Annotated in this window: 15 protein-coding genes; 6 read left to right on the top strand and 9 right to left on the bottom strand. The window is 52.7% G+C overall.

Annotation, left to right across the window (positions count from 1 at the left end; translation table 11 throughout):
* Positions 1–70: 70 nt before the first annotated feature.
* From H8L47_RS23640 to H8L47_RS23625, 4 genes are all read right to left on the bottom strand, one after another.
* On the bottom strand, positions 71–1,600 hold the full coding sequence (locus tag H8L47_RS23640) for an ABC transporter ATP-binding protein (RefSeq protein ID WP_186956072.1): 1,530 nt from the start codon (positions 1,598–1,600) through the stop codon (positions 71–73).
* A gap of 128 nt (positions 1,601–1,728) precedes the next feature.
* Positions 1,729–2,733, bottom strand: coding sequence for a BMP family lipoprotein (locus H8L47_RS23635; RefSeq protein ID WP_186956070.1), 1,005 nt, complete (start codon positions 2,731–2,733; stop codon positions 1,729–1,731).
* A 274-nt stretch (positions 2,734–3,007) separates the two neighbouring features.
* The gene (gene rbsK, locus H8L47_RS23630; RefSeq protein WP_186956069.1) at positions 3,008–3,937 is read right to left on the bottom strand and encodes a ribokinase; all 930 of its coding nucleotides are present in this window, start codon (positions 3,935–3,937) and stop codon (positions 3,008–3,010) included.
* Between the two features lie 449 nt (positions 3,938–4,386).
* Complete coding sequence (locus tag H8L47_RS23625; RefSeq protein ID WP_186956067.1) at positions 4,387–4,764, bottom strand: hypothetical protein; 378 nt, start codon at positions 4,762–4,764, stop codon at positions 4,387–4,389.
* A gap of 203 nt (positions 4,765–4,967) precedes the next feature.
* Between H8L47_RS23625 and H8L47_RS23620 the strand changes: the two genes are divergently transcribed.
* Complete coding sequence (locus tag H8L47_RS23620; protein WP_186956065.1) at positions 4,968–5,660, top strand: aspartate/glutamate racemase family protein; 693 nt, start codon at positions 4,968–4,970, stop codon at positions 5,658–5,660.
* Between the two features lie 104 nt (positions 5,661–5,764).
* Positions 5,765–5,995, top strand: coding sequence for a hypothetical protein (locus tag H8L47_RS23615; RefSeq protein WP_186956063.1), 231 nt, complete (start codon positions 5,765–5,767; stop codon positions 5,993–5,995).
* 70 nt (positions 5,996–6,065) lie between these two features.
* On the opposite strand, the gene H8L47_RS23610 is transcribed toward H8L47_RS23615, so the two are convergent.
* Together H8L47_RS23610 and H8L47_RS30125 are read right to left on the bottom strand one after the other, a co-directional pair.
* Positions 6,066–6,257, bottom strand: coding sequence for a Thivi_2564 family membrane protein (locus H8L47_RS23610; protein ID WP_186956061.1), 192 nt, complete (start codon positions 6,255–6,257; stop codon positions 6,066–6,068).
* An 86-nt stretch (positions 6,258–6,343) separates the two neighbouring features.
* Positions 6,344–6,670 (bottom strand): collagen-like protein, encoded by a 327-nt coding sequence (locus tag H8L47_RS30125; RefSeq protein WP_268978090.1) that lies wholly within the window; start codon positions 6,668–6,670, stop codon positions 6,344–6,346.
* A gap of 494 nt (positions 6,671–7,164) precedes the next feature.
* Here H8L47_RS30125 and H8L47_RS23600 point away from each other — a divergent pair, with 494 nt between their 5' ends.
* The 4 genes from H8L47_RS23600 (at position 7,165) to H8L47_RS23585 (ending at position 12,384) form a co-directional block, all read left to right on the top strand.
* Positions 7,165–8,421 carry an ATP-binding protein gene (locus H8L47_RS23600; protein ID WP_186956060.1) on the top strand — a complete coding sequence of 419 codons (1,257 nt, stop codon included), beginning with the start codon at positions 7,165–7,167 and terminating at the stop codon, positions 8,419–8,421.
* On the top strand, positions 8,418–10,112 hold the full coding sequence (locus H8L47_RS23595) for an ATP-binding protein (protein WP_186956059.1): 1,695 nt from the start codon (positions 8,418–8,420) through the stop codon (positions 10,110–10,112). Before H8L47_RS23600 ends, H8L47_RS23595 begins: the two co-directional genes overlap by 4 nt.
* A 206-nt stretch (positions 10,113–10,318) precedes the next feature.
* Positions 10,319–11,419, top strand: coding sequence for a PfkB family carbohydrate kinase (locus tag H8L47_RS23590; protein WP_186956057.1), 1,101 nt, complete (start codon positions 10,319–10,321; stop codon positions 11,417–11,419).
* A 38-nt stretch (positions 11,420–11,457) separates the two neighbouring features.
* Positions 11,458–12,384: a pseudouridine-5'-phosphate glycosidase gene (locus H8L47_RS23585; protein ID WP_186956056.1), complete on the top strand. Its 927-nt coding sequence runs from the start codon at positions 11,458–11,460 to the stop codon at positions 12,382–12,384.
* Positions 12,385–12,478: 94 nt separating this feature from the next.
* On the opposite strand, the gene H8L47_RS23580 is transcribed toward H8L47_RS23585, so the two are convergent.
* The 3 genes from H8L47_RS23580 to H8L47_RS23570 form a co-directional block, all read right to left on the bottom strand.
* On the bottom strand, positions 12,479–12,997 hold the full coding sequence (locus H8L47_RS23580) for a hypothetical protein (protein WP_186956055.1): 519 nt from the start codon (positions 12,995–12,997) through the stop codon (positions 12,479–12,481).
* Positions 12,998–13,058: 61 nt separating this feature from the next.
* Positions 13,059–14,165, bottom strand: a complete 1,107-nt coding sequence (locus tag H8L47_RS23575; RefSeq protein ID WP_186956054.1) for a patatin-like phospholipase family protein — start codon at positions 14,163–14,165, stop codon at positions 13,059–13,061.
* Positions 14,166–14,173: 8 nt separating this feature from the next.
* Complete coding sequence (locus H8L47_RS23570) at positions 14,174–14,371, bottom strand: hypothetical protein (protein WP_186956053.1); 198 nt, start codon at positions 14,369–14,371, stop codon at positions 14,174–14,176.
* Positions 14,372–14,377: the final 6 nt, after the last annotated feature.

Below are 14,377 nucleotides of genomic sequence, written 5' to 3'. Positions count from 1 at the left end.
GTTTGGTCGCTTGTCTGTATTCGCTTGTTCTTGCAATATTCTTACCGAGGCTGGATTTCATCCCGGGCACTTAATGAGTATGTATGCCGCCCATGAGGCAACCTATCTCGGTTGCATCAAATTCTTCTGCCTTCAGTTCACCCGTGATGGCACCACCAGAGATGACCAGGATGCGGTCAGCCAGGGCGCGTACTTCTTCCAGTTCTACCGATACCAGCAAAATCGCAATGCCAGCATCGCGCATCGCCAGCAGGCGGGTATGCAGGCTTTCTATCGTGCCTATATCCACACCACGGGTAGGCTGGCCCACCAGCATCAGTTTTGGATTGGCGGCAATCTCGCGCGCCATCACCACCTTTTGCTGGTTACCGCCAGATAGAAGGGCGATACGTAAATGCGGGTCTGCCGGGCGTACGTCAAACTTGGCAAGCAAGTCTGTGCAATTCTTCAATATGCTTTTGTAATCGAGCAAACCAAAGGACTTGCCCAGTTTTTTCTGGTAACCCAGAAAGCTGTTCATCATCACCGAGAAATTCTTGACGACGGCATCGCGCAAGCGGTCTTCTGGCACATGGGCTATGCCCAAGTCGCGGAAGCTTGCTGGCAAGCCATCGGCATCCTTGCGACCAGCAAAGGGCAAGTCCTTGCCCTGCATTTGCAGCTTGCCACTGGTAGGCAGGCGCATGCCGCTCAAGATTTCCAGCAATTCACTCTGGCCATTGCCAGAGACACCGGCAATCGCCACGATCTCACCCGCGCGGATATTGAAACTGACATTCTTCAACAGGCTGACTTTTTGTGAATTGATGAGGTTCAGGTCCTTGACCTCCAGCACCATCTCGCCCGGCGCATAGGCAGCACGTGGCAAGTGGGTAACTATCGGGCGGCCCACCATCATTTCAGCCATCTGTGCCGTTGTCGTATCCTTGGTCGCCACCGAACCGATGACAGTGCCGCCGCGCATGACGGTGACCTGGTCAGTGATTTCCTGTATCTCTTGCAGCTTGTGGGTAATCAGGATGATGGTCTTGCCCTGTTCCTTGAACAGGCGCAGCACTTCAAATAAGGAGGCTGTCTCTTGCACCGTCAAAACGGCGGTAGGTTCATCGAGAATCAGGATATTGGCGCTGCGGTAAATCTGCTTGAGGATTTCCACCCTTTGCTGCACACCGACGGACAAATCCTGTATTGTCGCCAGTGGGTCTACTTCCAGAGAGTAGCGCTGGCAAATCTCGCGCAACTTGGCTTCGACTTCATGGCGCTTGGGTTTCAGGCGAAAGCCGCCTTCTGTGCCCAGCATGACATTGTCGAGTACAGTCATGTTCTCGACCAGCATGAAATGCTGATGCACCATGCCTATGCCCAGGTTAATCGCTTCCTGGCTGTTGCGGATATGCTGTTCTGCGCCATTGATGAGCAGCTTGCCGCTGTCGGCGCGGTAATAGCCATACAGTATGCTCATCAGCGTGGACTTGCCTGCGCCGTTTTCACCAATCACGCCATGGATGGAACCCGGCGCAATGGAAAAGCTCACATCACGATTGGCCTGTACCGCACCAAAACGTTTGGAGATCTGTTGAAATTCAACTGCTGGCTGCATACTTGAGCGTTTCTTTAAATGGCGGTGTGCAAGGGCTTAAACATCAATCAGGGCGCATCGTATCCATGTCAGACACTTGCGCCCTATAGTCAATTCTTGGTAAATTTATCGTCAAATTCTGCCAGGCATCAGACCGGGCACTTATTGCCTTCACGGAAATCAACAACTTTAACCTTGCCGCTGATGATGTCTTGCTTGGCCGCGTTGACGCGTTTTTCCATGTCAGCGCTCACAACAGCGCGGTTATCCTTGTCCAGTGCCCAATCTACGCCGCCTTCTTTCAGGCCCTTGTATTGGGTGCCGCCTTTCCAGTTACCATTTTTCAACTGCATGAAGCTGTCATAGATGGCCTGGTCCACGCGCTTGACCATCGATGTCAGCATGCTGCCTGGATGCATGTAGTTCTGGTTAGAGTCAACACCTATGCCCAGTTTGCCTTTTTCCTTGACAGCTTGCAGTGTACCCATGCCACTACCACCGGCTGCTGCAAAAATCACATCAACGCCGCGTTCAAACTGGGCGCGTGCCAGTTCGCCACCCTTGGCCGGGTCATTCCAGGCTGCCGTGGTGGTGCCGACCATGTTTTGTACCACATCAATCTTGGGTTCCGTGGCTTTGGCACCTTGTGCATAGCCGCAGGCAAAGTTGCGTATCAGCGGGATGTCCATGCCGCCAACAAAGCCTACTTTTTTTGATTTGCTGGCAATCGCTGCTGCCACACCCACCAGGTAAGAACCTTCCTGTTCCTTGAATAAGACGGAGCTGACATTGTCGCCGGTAGCAATACCGTCGATCAGCACGAATTTGGTTGCCGGGAATTCCTTGGCAATGTTTTGCACTGCCTGCGCCTGTGCAAAGCCGATGGCGGCGATCAGGTCCACTTTTTTGCGGGCCAGGTTGCGCAAGACTTGTTCAGTCTGGGTGTCGCTGGCGACTTGCACCTCGATGTAATTGAGCTTGGTTTCTTTCTTGAAACGCTCTGCACCTTCAGATGCTGACTGGTTGAAGGACTTGTCAAACTTGCCGCCTGCGTCATAGATCACTGCAAATTTAAGGTCTGCAGCATAAGCACTAGCCGCGCCGCCGACAGCCATCAGGGTCGCCAGGGACAGGCAGATTTGCTTGAGTTTCATGAAATTTCCTTCATCAGATGTCGTTGTACTGTTGTGCTGTTGTGCTCACGTAGAGCATGCAGCGCCCAAATTAAAAACCATGTATTTTGCTGCCACAGTCTGGGCTTTATAAAAAATCAAGCCAGTCTTGAAAGCCTGTGCAAGCCTAACATGGTGCAGACATTTCGTTTCAGCCACGCGGGCGAAATTTTATCAAAAACAGTGTTGGCGCTGCTGGCAGGGCATGATTTTGTGCCAGTGCCCAATTTTGGTGCTGCTTTCGCAAGCTATTTTCTTAGGCAGCCTTCCTGACGGCCATGAAATCCAGCACCTGCTGGCGTTGCGGTATGGATGTTTGCGCTCCCAGTTTGGTGACTGTCAGTGCAGCCGTATATTGTGCTTCACGGCTGGCGTCGATCACGCTCAGGCCATTCGCCAGACCAACGGCAAAGGCACCAACGAAGGTGTCGCCAGCGGCTGTGGTGTCCACCACATCAACTTTGACAGCCGGGATGAACTGGCTGCCCGTGCTTTCAGTGATCAGGGCACCATGTTCACCCATGGTCAGCAAAACCGTGCCCGTACCACGTCGCAAGATTTGTTCCGATGCTGCTTTGGCGCTGTCCTGGTCTACAACCGTGATGCCGCTCAGTTGCGAAGCTTCGGTTTCATTTAGGATCAGGTAATCGACCTGGGCCAGCAAGGCGTCTGTCAGGTCTTGTGCCGGGGCCGGGTTCAAAATCACTTTGACACCCTGGGCGCGGGCGATTTCTATCGCGCGGGTGACGGTCGCCAGTGGGGTTTCAAGTTGGCAAACAAGTAATTGCGCGCCAGCGATGGCAGCGGTGGCAGCATCTACCTGTGCCGCTGTCAGTGTGGCATTGGCACCTGCCGCCAGTACGATGCTGTTGCTGCCGCTGTCATCCACCAAAATACCGGCTACGCCAGTCGCCACGCCAGCTACGCGGGCCAGGTGCGTGAGCTCCATACCTTCGGCAGCCAGGCAATCGCGGGAAAAACTGCCAAAACCATCATCACCCACCGCACCGATGAAGCTGACCTGCGCACCCTGACGGGCCGCAGCAACGGCTTGATTAGCCCCTTTGCCACCGGGAATCTGACAAAATTCATGACCATGCAGGGTCTCACCCACGGCCGGCATGCGCGGCGTGCGAAAAACCAGATCCATATTGACGCTGCCGACTACCGTAATGCGTGGCTTCATGATGCTTATTCTCGATAAAAGTTGTCGCGCAATCGTTTGCGCAATCGATTTCGTATTTAACTATGGCGCCTGTTGAACGTCAAGCGCAATCTGATTTTTTGGTCAAAAATTGTGCAAAGTCGCGGCAGGCAGACAACCATTTTATGAATATTGTTTTCAGTCTGTTTTACTGGCATCTTCAGAGTGAAGATTTGCTGCATCGCACCAGACTAGCGCGTCATGAAAAAATATCATTATTACTAGAAAATTTCATCTAATTTGCCAGCGCGGGCTGATTGTGGGGCTGTCGCGGGCGGATGTCAAATTTGGCGAGCAGTTGAGGCAAGGGCTGGTCCGATGTGTAAATCTGAGCTTGTGCTCAAGTCTGATCTCAAAGCCAAAAAAATCTTCACATGCCAAAGAAATCGATACAGCTAAGTGAAGAAGCGTCAGCAATTGCAATAAGTGGTTCAATTTTGCTCAAGTGCATCCAATCTGGCTTGTATTTCTTTTACCCGTTCCGGATAGCGATCTGCGTCAATGCGGCTAAGAATTCGTTTTAGTTGCATAGCATCGTAGTTGGCAAAATTGGGTGCCGATAATTTCTCGCGTTCTTCTTTTGTCTTTTTTCGTGATGAAGTCAAAGCTCCATTAATGTGATATCCGTCTGTCTTGACGTATAGTTTCTTCATGCCGAATATGAAAATAACAATTCCAATTGCTATGAATCCCAGGGCCTCCCATTGACGCCATGAGTAGGGCTCAGCATGTAGCACTAAATATGCACCCAAACATGTCATCAGTGGGCCCAAAAGCCAGGCGGGCAATTTTTCCCAAGGTAAAAACATGGTGAGATCTTTCTTAAAGTCCTTGATGATGGTATTGAGTATAACAAATGCAAATTATGCATTGATAGGAAAATCCAGGAAGTCATATCACTAATCTGTGCAGAGGCATGAAAGGCAGTCAAGGTTTTCATTGGCTCATCTTGTACTTTTGCTCTTAAACTCCATTTAAGTTCCAACCTATATCAAAACTGGAGATCCAAAGCATGACGGCTCACATAGGCATAGTAGGCTGTTCCGCCGCCGGTGCGGCGCTTTGTTACCGCACTATTTGCGAAGAGGGAGCATCCTTGCTAGGCCCGCATGCCCATCCTGAAGTAAGTATGCATACGCCTTCGCTGGCTTTGTATGTTGATCGCCTTGAGTGCGGCGATAGACAAGGTGTGGCTGACCTCATGCTAGCTTCGGCACACAAGCTGGCCGCGGTTGGGGCAAATTTCTTGATTTGCCCGGACAACACTATCCACCTTGCTTATGACCTGGTGCAGGCTACTTCACCCTTGCCATGGTTGCATATCGCCGAAGAAGTCGCTGCCACTGCGGTACAGCACAGCTACCGCCGTGTGGGTATTACAGGCACAGACTGGCTCATGGGCAGTGAAGTTTATCCAGCCGTCTTGCGTAACAAGGGCCTGGATTTTGCCCTGCCAAATGCAAAAGACCGGGTGCGCCTGAACAGCATCATCATGGATGAACTGGTGTGTGGAATCATCAAGCCAGATAGCGTGCGCGAATTTCTCGCCATCATAGACAGACTCAAAGATGACGGATGCGATGCGGTGATACTAGGCTGTACGGAGCTACCTTTGATTGCCAGCGATGATAATTCCAGCCTCCCTACACTGGACTCGACTCGTCTCCTGGCGGGGGCTGCTCTGCGAAGAGCATTTGCAGGCTGAGCAGAAATCAAGGCGATGCCTGCGCCGTCTGCAAGGCAAGGTCTTCACTGCCGTTTGCCCGGCACTGTTAGAATCGCACTCTCACGACTTGCAAGCACAATTGTATGAGCAGCGACACAGACAACAAATTTCTAACTTTATGCAGGGCAGCCTATAAGCGCCAAGGCATGCGCATACTCTGCGCGGCTGGCTTGATTGCTGCTGCGGCGTCTTACCGCAGCAAGCAGTTTGACGTGGGTGTCATGCTCAAGCTGTTGCTGGTCACTATGGGATTTTTTCTGGTGGCAGTCGTGATTGAATGGCTACGCGCGCGCGTCGCAGATAAGAAAGAATAATCAGACAGGGCGCGGCGTGCAGGCAGGGCAGGAGAAAGAAAGCATGCAAATTGCTTGCATGCCATGTTGTCTACAAGCGTATTTGTGGCATACGTACACCAGGTACAAAGCCAAAGGCAGATAAGACAATGACGATCAGCAAGACGATGAATAGCACGCGCACTATTTGTGCTACCGGTGCTGGCAAAGGCAGCATGCCGACCAGCCACCAGATCAGGCCAAAGACAACCAGGTAAACGATGAGATTGATAATCTGATTCATGATTTACTTTTTGAGAGAGTGTAGGGAATAGTGGGCAAGAACGTGTTCATCACTCGACGGCATGACGAACACGGATTAACCTGGTTTTATTTTTGCGGCAAAACGATGACGGTTTCGCCGGGTTTGCCTGGCTCGCCAGTTTTGCCCTTGGCACCGTCATAGCCTTGTTCACCTGGTGTACCTTTATCGCCAGTTGCGCCTTGCATGCCGTCGGCACCTGCGGGGCCGGTGGCACCGACAGAAGCTGGTACACCCTTGTCGCCAGTTGCACCTGTAGCACCTGTTGCACCAGTCGCTCCGGCGGGGCCGGGTACGGCAACCGGCACAGGAACCACAACTTGCGTCGGTTGACGATCACACGCGGTTGTCGCCATTACGCCAGCGAGTGTCAACATCAGTATGGAAAATTTCATGGGGGGCCTTGTTTGCTTAATTGTGAATGGAAAATCAAAACAGCTCAGTCGTGATGCCACGCTCTACCTGCCAGCAACAGCACGCCAACAGTGACCGCAGCACCAGCACATATAGAGCAATGCAGGCGGAGCATGCGCGCAAAAAAACCACCCATCAGTGCGCTGACGAACATACCGCAGGAATTTTTTGGTTTATCTTGGCTGTACCGGTAATACAAAGTGAAGTAGGGCATTGATTCACTTCAAGCCATTGGCAGCATCTGCAGTAATGGGATGCATGGCTTGATGTGCAGTAGTGTCTGGATGGATCAAATAAAGTTAGCCCGCAAGCCATCAAGGTTTGCGGGTTTTTTTACTGGCAAACTTCAGGCAAACTTCAAAGCATCCAAAGCAGCTGCAAAAACGGCTTTACACTAAGAAAATTTAGCACTATGATTATTTAGCGCTAAATTTTCTTAGTGCATTGACTCTATCTGAATTCCAGGGCGAACTTCATGGATAACATTGCAGGTACACCGGTCGAAGGCGAAAACTTCTTTGGGCGCAGTACAGAAGTAGGGCGGCTTGCCGACATCCTCAGGAATGATGATATTTTGCTACTTGGCCCACGTCGCATTGGCAAGACGTCGATTTGCCGCGCTGTCATGGCGCATGTCAAAGCCAGCAACTGGCATGCGATAGAAATCAATGTCGCCTCTTGTGAAGACGAGCTGGCTTTTCTGGAAAAGCTGCACTCGGCCCTGGCACCTGAAATGGCCTCGCTTGGCAGCAAGATCAAAGACAAGTTTGCCGCCACCTTTGATGCCATCAGCACCCGCATCAAGTCTATCAAGATCGCGGTGACAGGTGCTGGCACCGCCAGCGTTGACCTGGCTGCGCCTGCCAGTGAAGACTGGATACACCTCGGTAATGACTTATTGCGCCTTCTGATGCAGGCTGACCAGCCCTGGCTGGTCTACATCGATGAGCTGCCCATCATGCTCTTCAATATGATACGCAATGACACGCCAGGCGGCGTCAAGCGAGTGCGCCGTTTTCTTGACTGGTTCCGCAATGATGTGCGTGCGCTGCCTGGCTCGCACTCGGTAAGATGGCTGGTGTCTGGCTCGGTGGGGCTTGATACCCTGGTCCAGCAACATGGTATGGCCGATACTATCAATAGCCTGAATCATCAGCATCTGGCCGCCTTCACAGAAGACGTCGCCATTGCCATGTTGCTCAAACTGGCTGAGCGTTATCAACTGGCACTCGACAACGAAGCCGCCCGCAAACTCGTGGCTGCCGTGCAATGGGCGCAACCTTACTATTTGCAAAAGGCTTTCCACTACTTGCGCCAACGTGTCAGTGCCAATCTCAGCACCAATGCTAACACTGCTACAGTCGCTGACATCATCAGCCAGATAGAACCAGCCATGAACGACATGGTGCAACCAGGTTCAGACAATGACTTTCATCACTGGGAACAAAGGCTCGCACTGCAACTGGGGGCCGCCCAGGCAGCCCATGCCATTGCACTGTTAAGTCTTGCTGCTCAGGATGCGACAGGTGCCCGCCCAGAAAACATGCTGATCCATCTGGAAGGCCGTATGCCAAACGACAGCACAGAAAAGCAAAGAGAAATGTTCATCAACCTGCGCGACATCCTGCAAAGAGATGCCTACTGGTGGCCAGACGAAAGCTCAGGCAACAAACGCTATCGCTTTCATCTTGAGCCTTTGAGGCGCTGGTGGCTCAGAAGGAATTCACTGTGATCAGCCATCACTACAATCCCGACTGGCTCAGTGAAGAAGCCTTGCTGGCCAGCTTTGTTGCCCGCCAAAATGATTTTGCATTCATGCGCGCAGAACTGGCGCGCGCGCCCTTGCAAGGCAATGTCCAGCATTACCTGCTAGTAGGCGTGCGCGGCGCAGGCAAGACCACATTATTGAAGCGCCTGGCTGTCGCCATACGCCGCGAGCCGGATTTAAGTAATCACTTGCTTGCCCTGTCTTTTCCAGAAGAGTTATACCAGGTAAAAAATCTCTCAGATTTTTGGTGGGCGGCATGTGAAGCCCTGGCCGATGAACTTGACTATCTTGAGCAAGGCCATGAAGCAGAAAAACTCTTGCAGGCTATAGACCAGATTCGCAAGCAGGGCGACAAAAGCAAACTGGTAGCCGATGCTGGTTTCAAGCTGTTGCAAGACACCTGCGCCCAGCTGGAAAAACGCCCCGTGATGCTGGTCGATAATCTTGACATGGTTTTTGATCGTATCGACAAATCTGGCCGCAAACTCAAAGACCCGCATTCGCCCGCCTACTGGGCCTTGCGCGAAGCGCTGTCCACCACCACCTCGCCTATTGTCATCGGCGGTTCTGTACGTCTGTCCGATGCCTTCATTGATTACGACAAGGCATTCTATGATTTTTTCTTGCCCAAGCGTTTGGGCAAACTCAGCCTGGATGAAGTGCACAGCGTGCTTGAACATCTGGCTGATGCACAAAACCAGCCAGAAGTGAAAGAGCGCCTGCGCACCAATCCCGCACGGGTTGAAGCCCTGTATGAACTGACAGGCGGCAACCCACGCGCCCTGGGCCTGATTTTTGAACTGCTGCGCAGCGGCCCCAACAGCCGCGCAGTAGAAGACTTTGAACGCCTGATGGACATCACCACGCCTTACTACAAGGCCCGCATAGAAGACCTGTCAGAGCAAGCCCAGGTCATCATGCATGCATTGGCGGTAAACGATGCCAAGCTGGGTTTGCGCTTTGGCCACACTGCCGCAGAAATCGCCAGCTACACCGACCTGCCAACCACCAGCATTTCGGCACAGTTGAGCCTGCTGGAAAACGAAGGCCTGGTAGAAAAATCCCCCGCCCATGGCCGCACCCAATACCGCATCACCGAACAAATGTTCCGCCTCTGGCTACAAATGCGCGCGACGCGCCGCATACGCCAGAATGTGATTTCACTGGTGAAGTTTTTTGAGGCGATGTATGAGCAGGAAGAATTGCAGGCGATGTCGAAAGAGGGGAGCGGGACGAGTGCGGTGACTACAAGCAATCGCATCGATGAGTCTCAAGGCAAGGAGATCAGATCTCATGTCATGGAAGCATTGGATGCTGAATACGAGACTGGTCAGCAAGACATTCCAGGAGATTTGGAAAGACGTATCAATGCATTGCTCAGCACAGAATTTGTTGAGAATTTTCTTGTGACTGCACTAAAAACGCCAAATTCTGCCGCACTCGTCCTCGATAAAATGCGCAATCTCGATTACGAAAAACATGCCCGCCCATTGATACTGGCGTTCGAGGCGGCGCTGGAAGGTCAAGAGGACATGCTGACTGAGCTGGAGCCTGAACTTCAAGGGGCGACCATGCATATGTATGCTCGCCTGACAGGTAAGTCGAAAAAGAAGACGAGAAAAAAAGCGGTCAAATTGGTCGATGGACAGCTTTAAAGGCAAGCCAGTTTTTTGAGGAAGTATGCAGAGGAAAAAAACAGATGCCCAGATGAAGCGCATTTGTTTTGTTAGCCACCGCTAAATGGGTTGCCCCTGCATTTCTGCAAATCCCCTGACAGTTTCATGCCATCGTTTGACATTGATAAGACAAATGTTTATCATTAAAAACAATTGTTTTAATTGTTGTATAGATAAATAACAGCATGACACAGCCCGCCTCCAAAAAAGAACAGCTTTACCAGCTCATCGCTGCCCAGCCCTTTATTTCGCAGCAAGACCTGGCAGACCAGTTGGGTTTGTCGCGTTCTGCCGTGGCCGGGCATATTGCTGCCCTGATCCGTGACAAGCGCCTGCTGGGGCGGGCTTATGTCTTGCCTGATCAGCGGCCTGTCGTTTGCATAGGCGGGGCGAATATAGACCGCAAATTGCGCACGCTGGGGCCGGTGCAGATGGGTACCTCCAACCCTGTCAGCCAGCATGAGGCTTTTGGTGGCGTTGCCCGCAATATTGCCGAGAACCTGGCGCGCCTGGGTATGCCCACTCGTCTGCTATGTGCGGTGGGTGACGATGCTGCCGGGCGCAGCATGCTTGACCATGCGCAATCTGTTGGTATCGACGTTAAAGCCTGCTTGCAGGCGGCGGGCATGCATAGCGGCAGCTATACCGCCTTGCTCAATGATGAGGGCGACATGGTGCTGGCGCTTGCGCATATGGAATGCTGCGAAGCCCTGACGCCAGATTACTTGCAAAGCCGCCAGCCGCAGCGCGGCCATGCAGCATTTACCATTGCCGACTTGAATTTGCCCACAGATAGCATAGGCTTGTTATTGCAAGAAGCATATCAGCAAGCCATGCCGCTGATGATGGTGGCCGTGTCAGAACCCAAGATGGCGCGCCTGCCGCAAGATTTGCGCGGCTTGCGCCTGCTGGTGTTGAACCGGGGTGAACTGATGGCTGCAACCGGCCTCTCTATTGCAGGGCCAGCAGAACTGCGTACCGCCTGCCAGCAATTGCAACAGCGCGGCGTGCAGGATGTCATCGTCACCATGGGGGGCGAGGGGGTGACTTATACGGCCAGTGAAGCAGTGCATGGCATGCAGCACCTGCCAGCACCTGCAGCAAGTGTACGTGATGCCACGGGCGCAGGTGATGCCTTTGCCGCAGGCGTGGCCTGGTCTTTGTGCCGCACGCCAGATGATCTGGGCCTGGCTTGTGAATATGGCTTGACGCTCGCCAGACTGACGCTGGAAAGTGATGCGACAGTGGCGGCGGCGATCAGCCCGACTATTTTTGAAGAAGTCTGATGCAGGATGAGCCTGCATCACCTAAAAGGAAAAATATCATGCAATCATATTTAGTGTTGTCCGATGAAGTCCGTGCCGCCCGCCTGGCCGCCAAGCCTTTGGTTGCGCTGGAATCCACCATCATCTCGCACGGTATGCCTTATCCGCAAAACGTGCAGACCGCGCGCGAGCTGGAACAAATCATCCGTGACGGCGGTGCCGTGCCTGCCACCATTGCCATCATGAACGGCAAGATCCACATCGGCTTGAATGAAGAAGAACTGGAACTGCTGGGTAATTCGCCAGACGCCATGAAAGTCAGTCGCCGTGACCTGGCCTATGCACTGACCAGTAACAAGCTCGGTGCCACAACAGTTGCTGCCACCATGATCTGCGCTGCACTGGCAGGCATAGAAGTATTCGTCACCGGCGGCATAGGCGGTGTACACCGCGGTGCAGAAACCAGTTTCGATATCTCTGCAGATTTGCAAGAGCTGGCACGCACCTCGGTTGCCGTGGTCTGCGCCGGTGCCAAATCCATACTCGACATCGGCCTGACGCTGGAATACCTGGAAACCCATGGTGTGCCCGTGGTCAGTGTAGGCCAGCCATCCTTCCCGGCTTTCTTTACTGCAGACAGTGGCTACCGGGCAGACTTCCAGCTCGACACGGCAGAACAACAGGCCGAGTTCATCCACGCCAAATGGAGTCTGGGATTGGACGGTGGCATCGTCATCGCCAACCCAGTGCCGGTAGAATCTGCCATGCCTAAGGAAGAAATTGAATCCATCACGCAAAAAGCACTGCAACTGGCAGACGAGATGGACATCACTGGCAAGGCCATCACGCCTTTCCTGCTGAACCGCATCAAGCAAATGACAGAAGGCCGCAGCCTGGAAACCAATATCGCCCTGGTCAAGAACAATGCAGTCGTCGGCACGCAGTTAGCATTAGCCTTGCATCATTTGCGCAAGCGTACTGCGTAAAGACACTACCCCCTGCCGCTTTAACGAGAGGGGGGATGATTGCAATGTTGCTTAAGGGGGGGGGGGCAGCTTGTAGGGTCAAATGAAAAGCGGCCTACTTGTCATCAAATTGCGGATAACTTGCCCCTTCAAGCATGTCTTCTACCGAGCAATTCACGCCAGGCAATTTGTGCCAGCTTGGATCAGCTTTGGTGGTTTGCATCATATTTGCCCAGTGCAGAGTCGGGTTGTCAGATGAGGTTGCCATCTGCATCTGGAAAACCCATTGCTCTTCGAGTTTGCTCATGTGGCCAAAACCAGTCACTGTTTCCTGAAAACGCTTATTACCGATAAAACTGATTTGCACCTGACCATTCGCGGTCACTGTGCCCACCAAGCTGCGCTGATTCGGTGACTGGGTTCTGCTGCTGGATTCTGGATCAAACATCAGGGCTGATGATACACCCCAGAAATAGCCGTTCTTATAGCCAGAGATATGCCAGACCGTCTGGTCGCCAGTCCAGCTCAGTACATTGTCGCTGGCTGAAAACTTCAATGCTGGCAGGTCAGGGTAAGTGACATACCAGTAGGTATCGGCCAAAAAGTCCCAGGTAGTGCGATCGCTTGCAGGCATGTGTGGCTCCTTTGTTTGACGTGATCCAAATGAAAAAAATCAGCTGAAAAAATCGATCAGCTTACTCTTGCTCCAACTCATGTATCACCAGCCCCGCATGCGGTGGCAAGGGCTTTAGCCATGACTTGTGGCGCAGTGCGCGCTGGCAGTCGTGTACACCGGCAGCCCAGCGAGTTTGCATGGTGCTAGTACTGAAATCCACATCCTTGAAATAATGATCGTCGGGCAGTGCCTTCATAATGAGATGGACGACATTGATGGTGTGGTCACAGCCCATGGCCATCAGTGGCTTCAGTTCGGGATTTTGGCGTGCAGCCGCTGGCAATGCCTGTGTCAGTACCCGTATGGCGCGCTGCATGTCTTGCAGTTTTTGGTGGGTCAGCAATTGCTCTTTGGAGCGGCTGGCGTACTGTATGCTTTTATAGCGTGTCATGGCTGCGGCGATGGATGCTGGCCGGGTTTCGGTAGGGTCCCAGAGATCAATCATGAAGCACAGGGCATCTGCATTTCTTTCTTCTTCAAGAAACACATCGAGTGGCGTGTTTGAATAGACGCCACCATCCCAGTATGCACGCTCACCAATTTTGACTGGGGGGAAGCCAGGTGGCAAAGCACCACTGGCCATGATGTGCTCGGGATACAGGCGTTCTTCTCTGCTATCAAATACCACGCCCTGACCATTGTCGATATCGACGGCGCAAATGCTGACACGTATCGGGCCCTCATTGAGGTAATCAAAGTCCACATATTTTTCCAGCGTGGTCTTGAGGGGAGAGGTATCGTAAAACCCGGCTTGATCGATTGGTACTTGGGCATTGATATCCCATACTGCACCAAAGCGCGGTTTGAAGAAACCGCTGACGCCCTGAGTCAATGCCGACAGCGTGTTGAAATTATTGGTGAGATTCACCCACGGCGACATGGCGGGCCAGAAGCTGCCACGATGCAAGGCATCAGGTGCCAGGCTGTCCCAGAAGGCCCGCATCTGAGCAACGCGTTTTTCGGGCGGGTTGCCCGCAATCAGCGCGCTGTTGATGGCGCCGATAGAGGTGCCGATGATCCAGTCCAGCGGCGTTTTTGCTTCATGCAATTGCTGATATACGCCAGCCTGATAGGCCCCCAGAGCGCCGCCGCCCTGCAATATCAATACGGTATCTTGATGACTCATGGGCAGCTTCAGGCAAATCCGCCAAGCTGCGCCAGTTTATGTTCTTCACCATCATGGGTGACCGAGATCAGGTCAACCTGATAAGCCGCATTCAACTCGTGGCGCAAATGCGCACCCTGGCTGACGGCGGCCATGAAATCATCACCTGCTTCCGTGGATTTGATGACTTCCTTTTTTTCATTGCGGCAGATCAGACGATAGTGCATATGTTC

The organism is Undibacterium umbellatum (genome assembly GCF_014284125.1).
GTDB lineage: Bacteria > Pseudomonadota > Gammaproteobacteria > Burkholderiales > Burkholderiaceae_D > Undibacterium > Undibacterium umbellatum.
The sequence above is the reverse complement of the archived record's forward strand: the minus strand, read 5'-3'. Positions and strand labels throughout refer to the sequence as shown.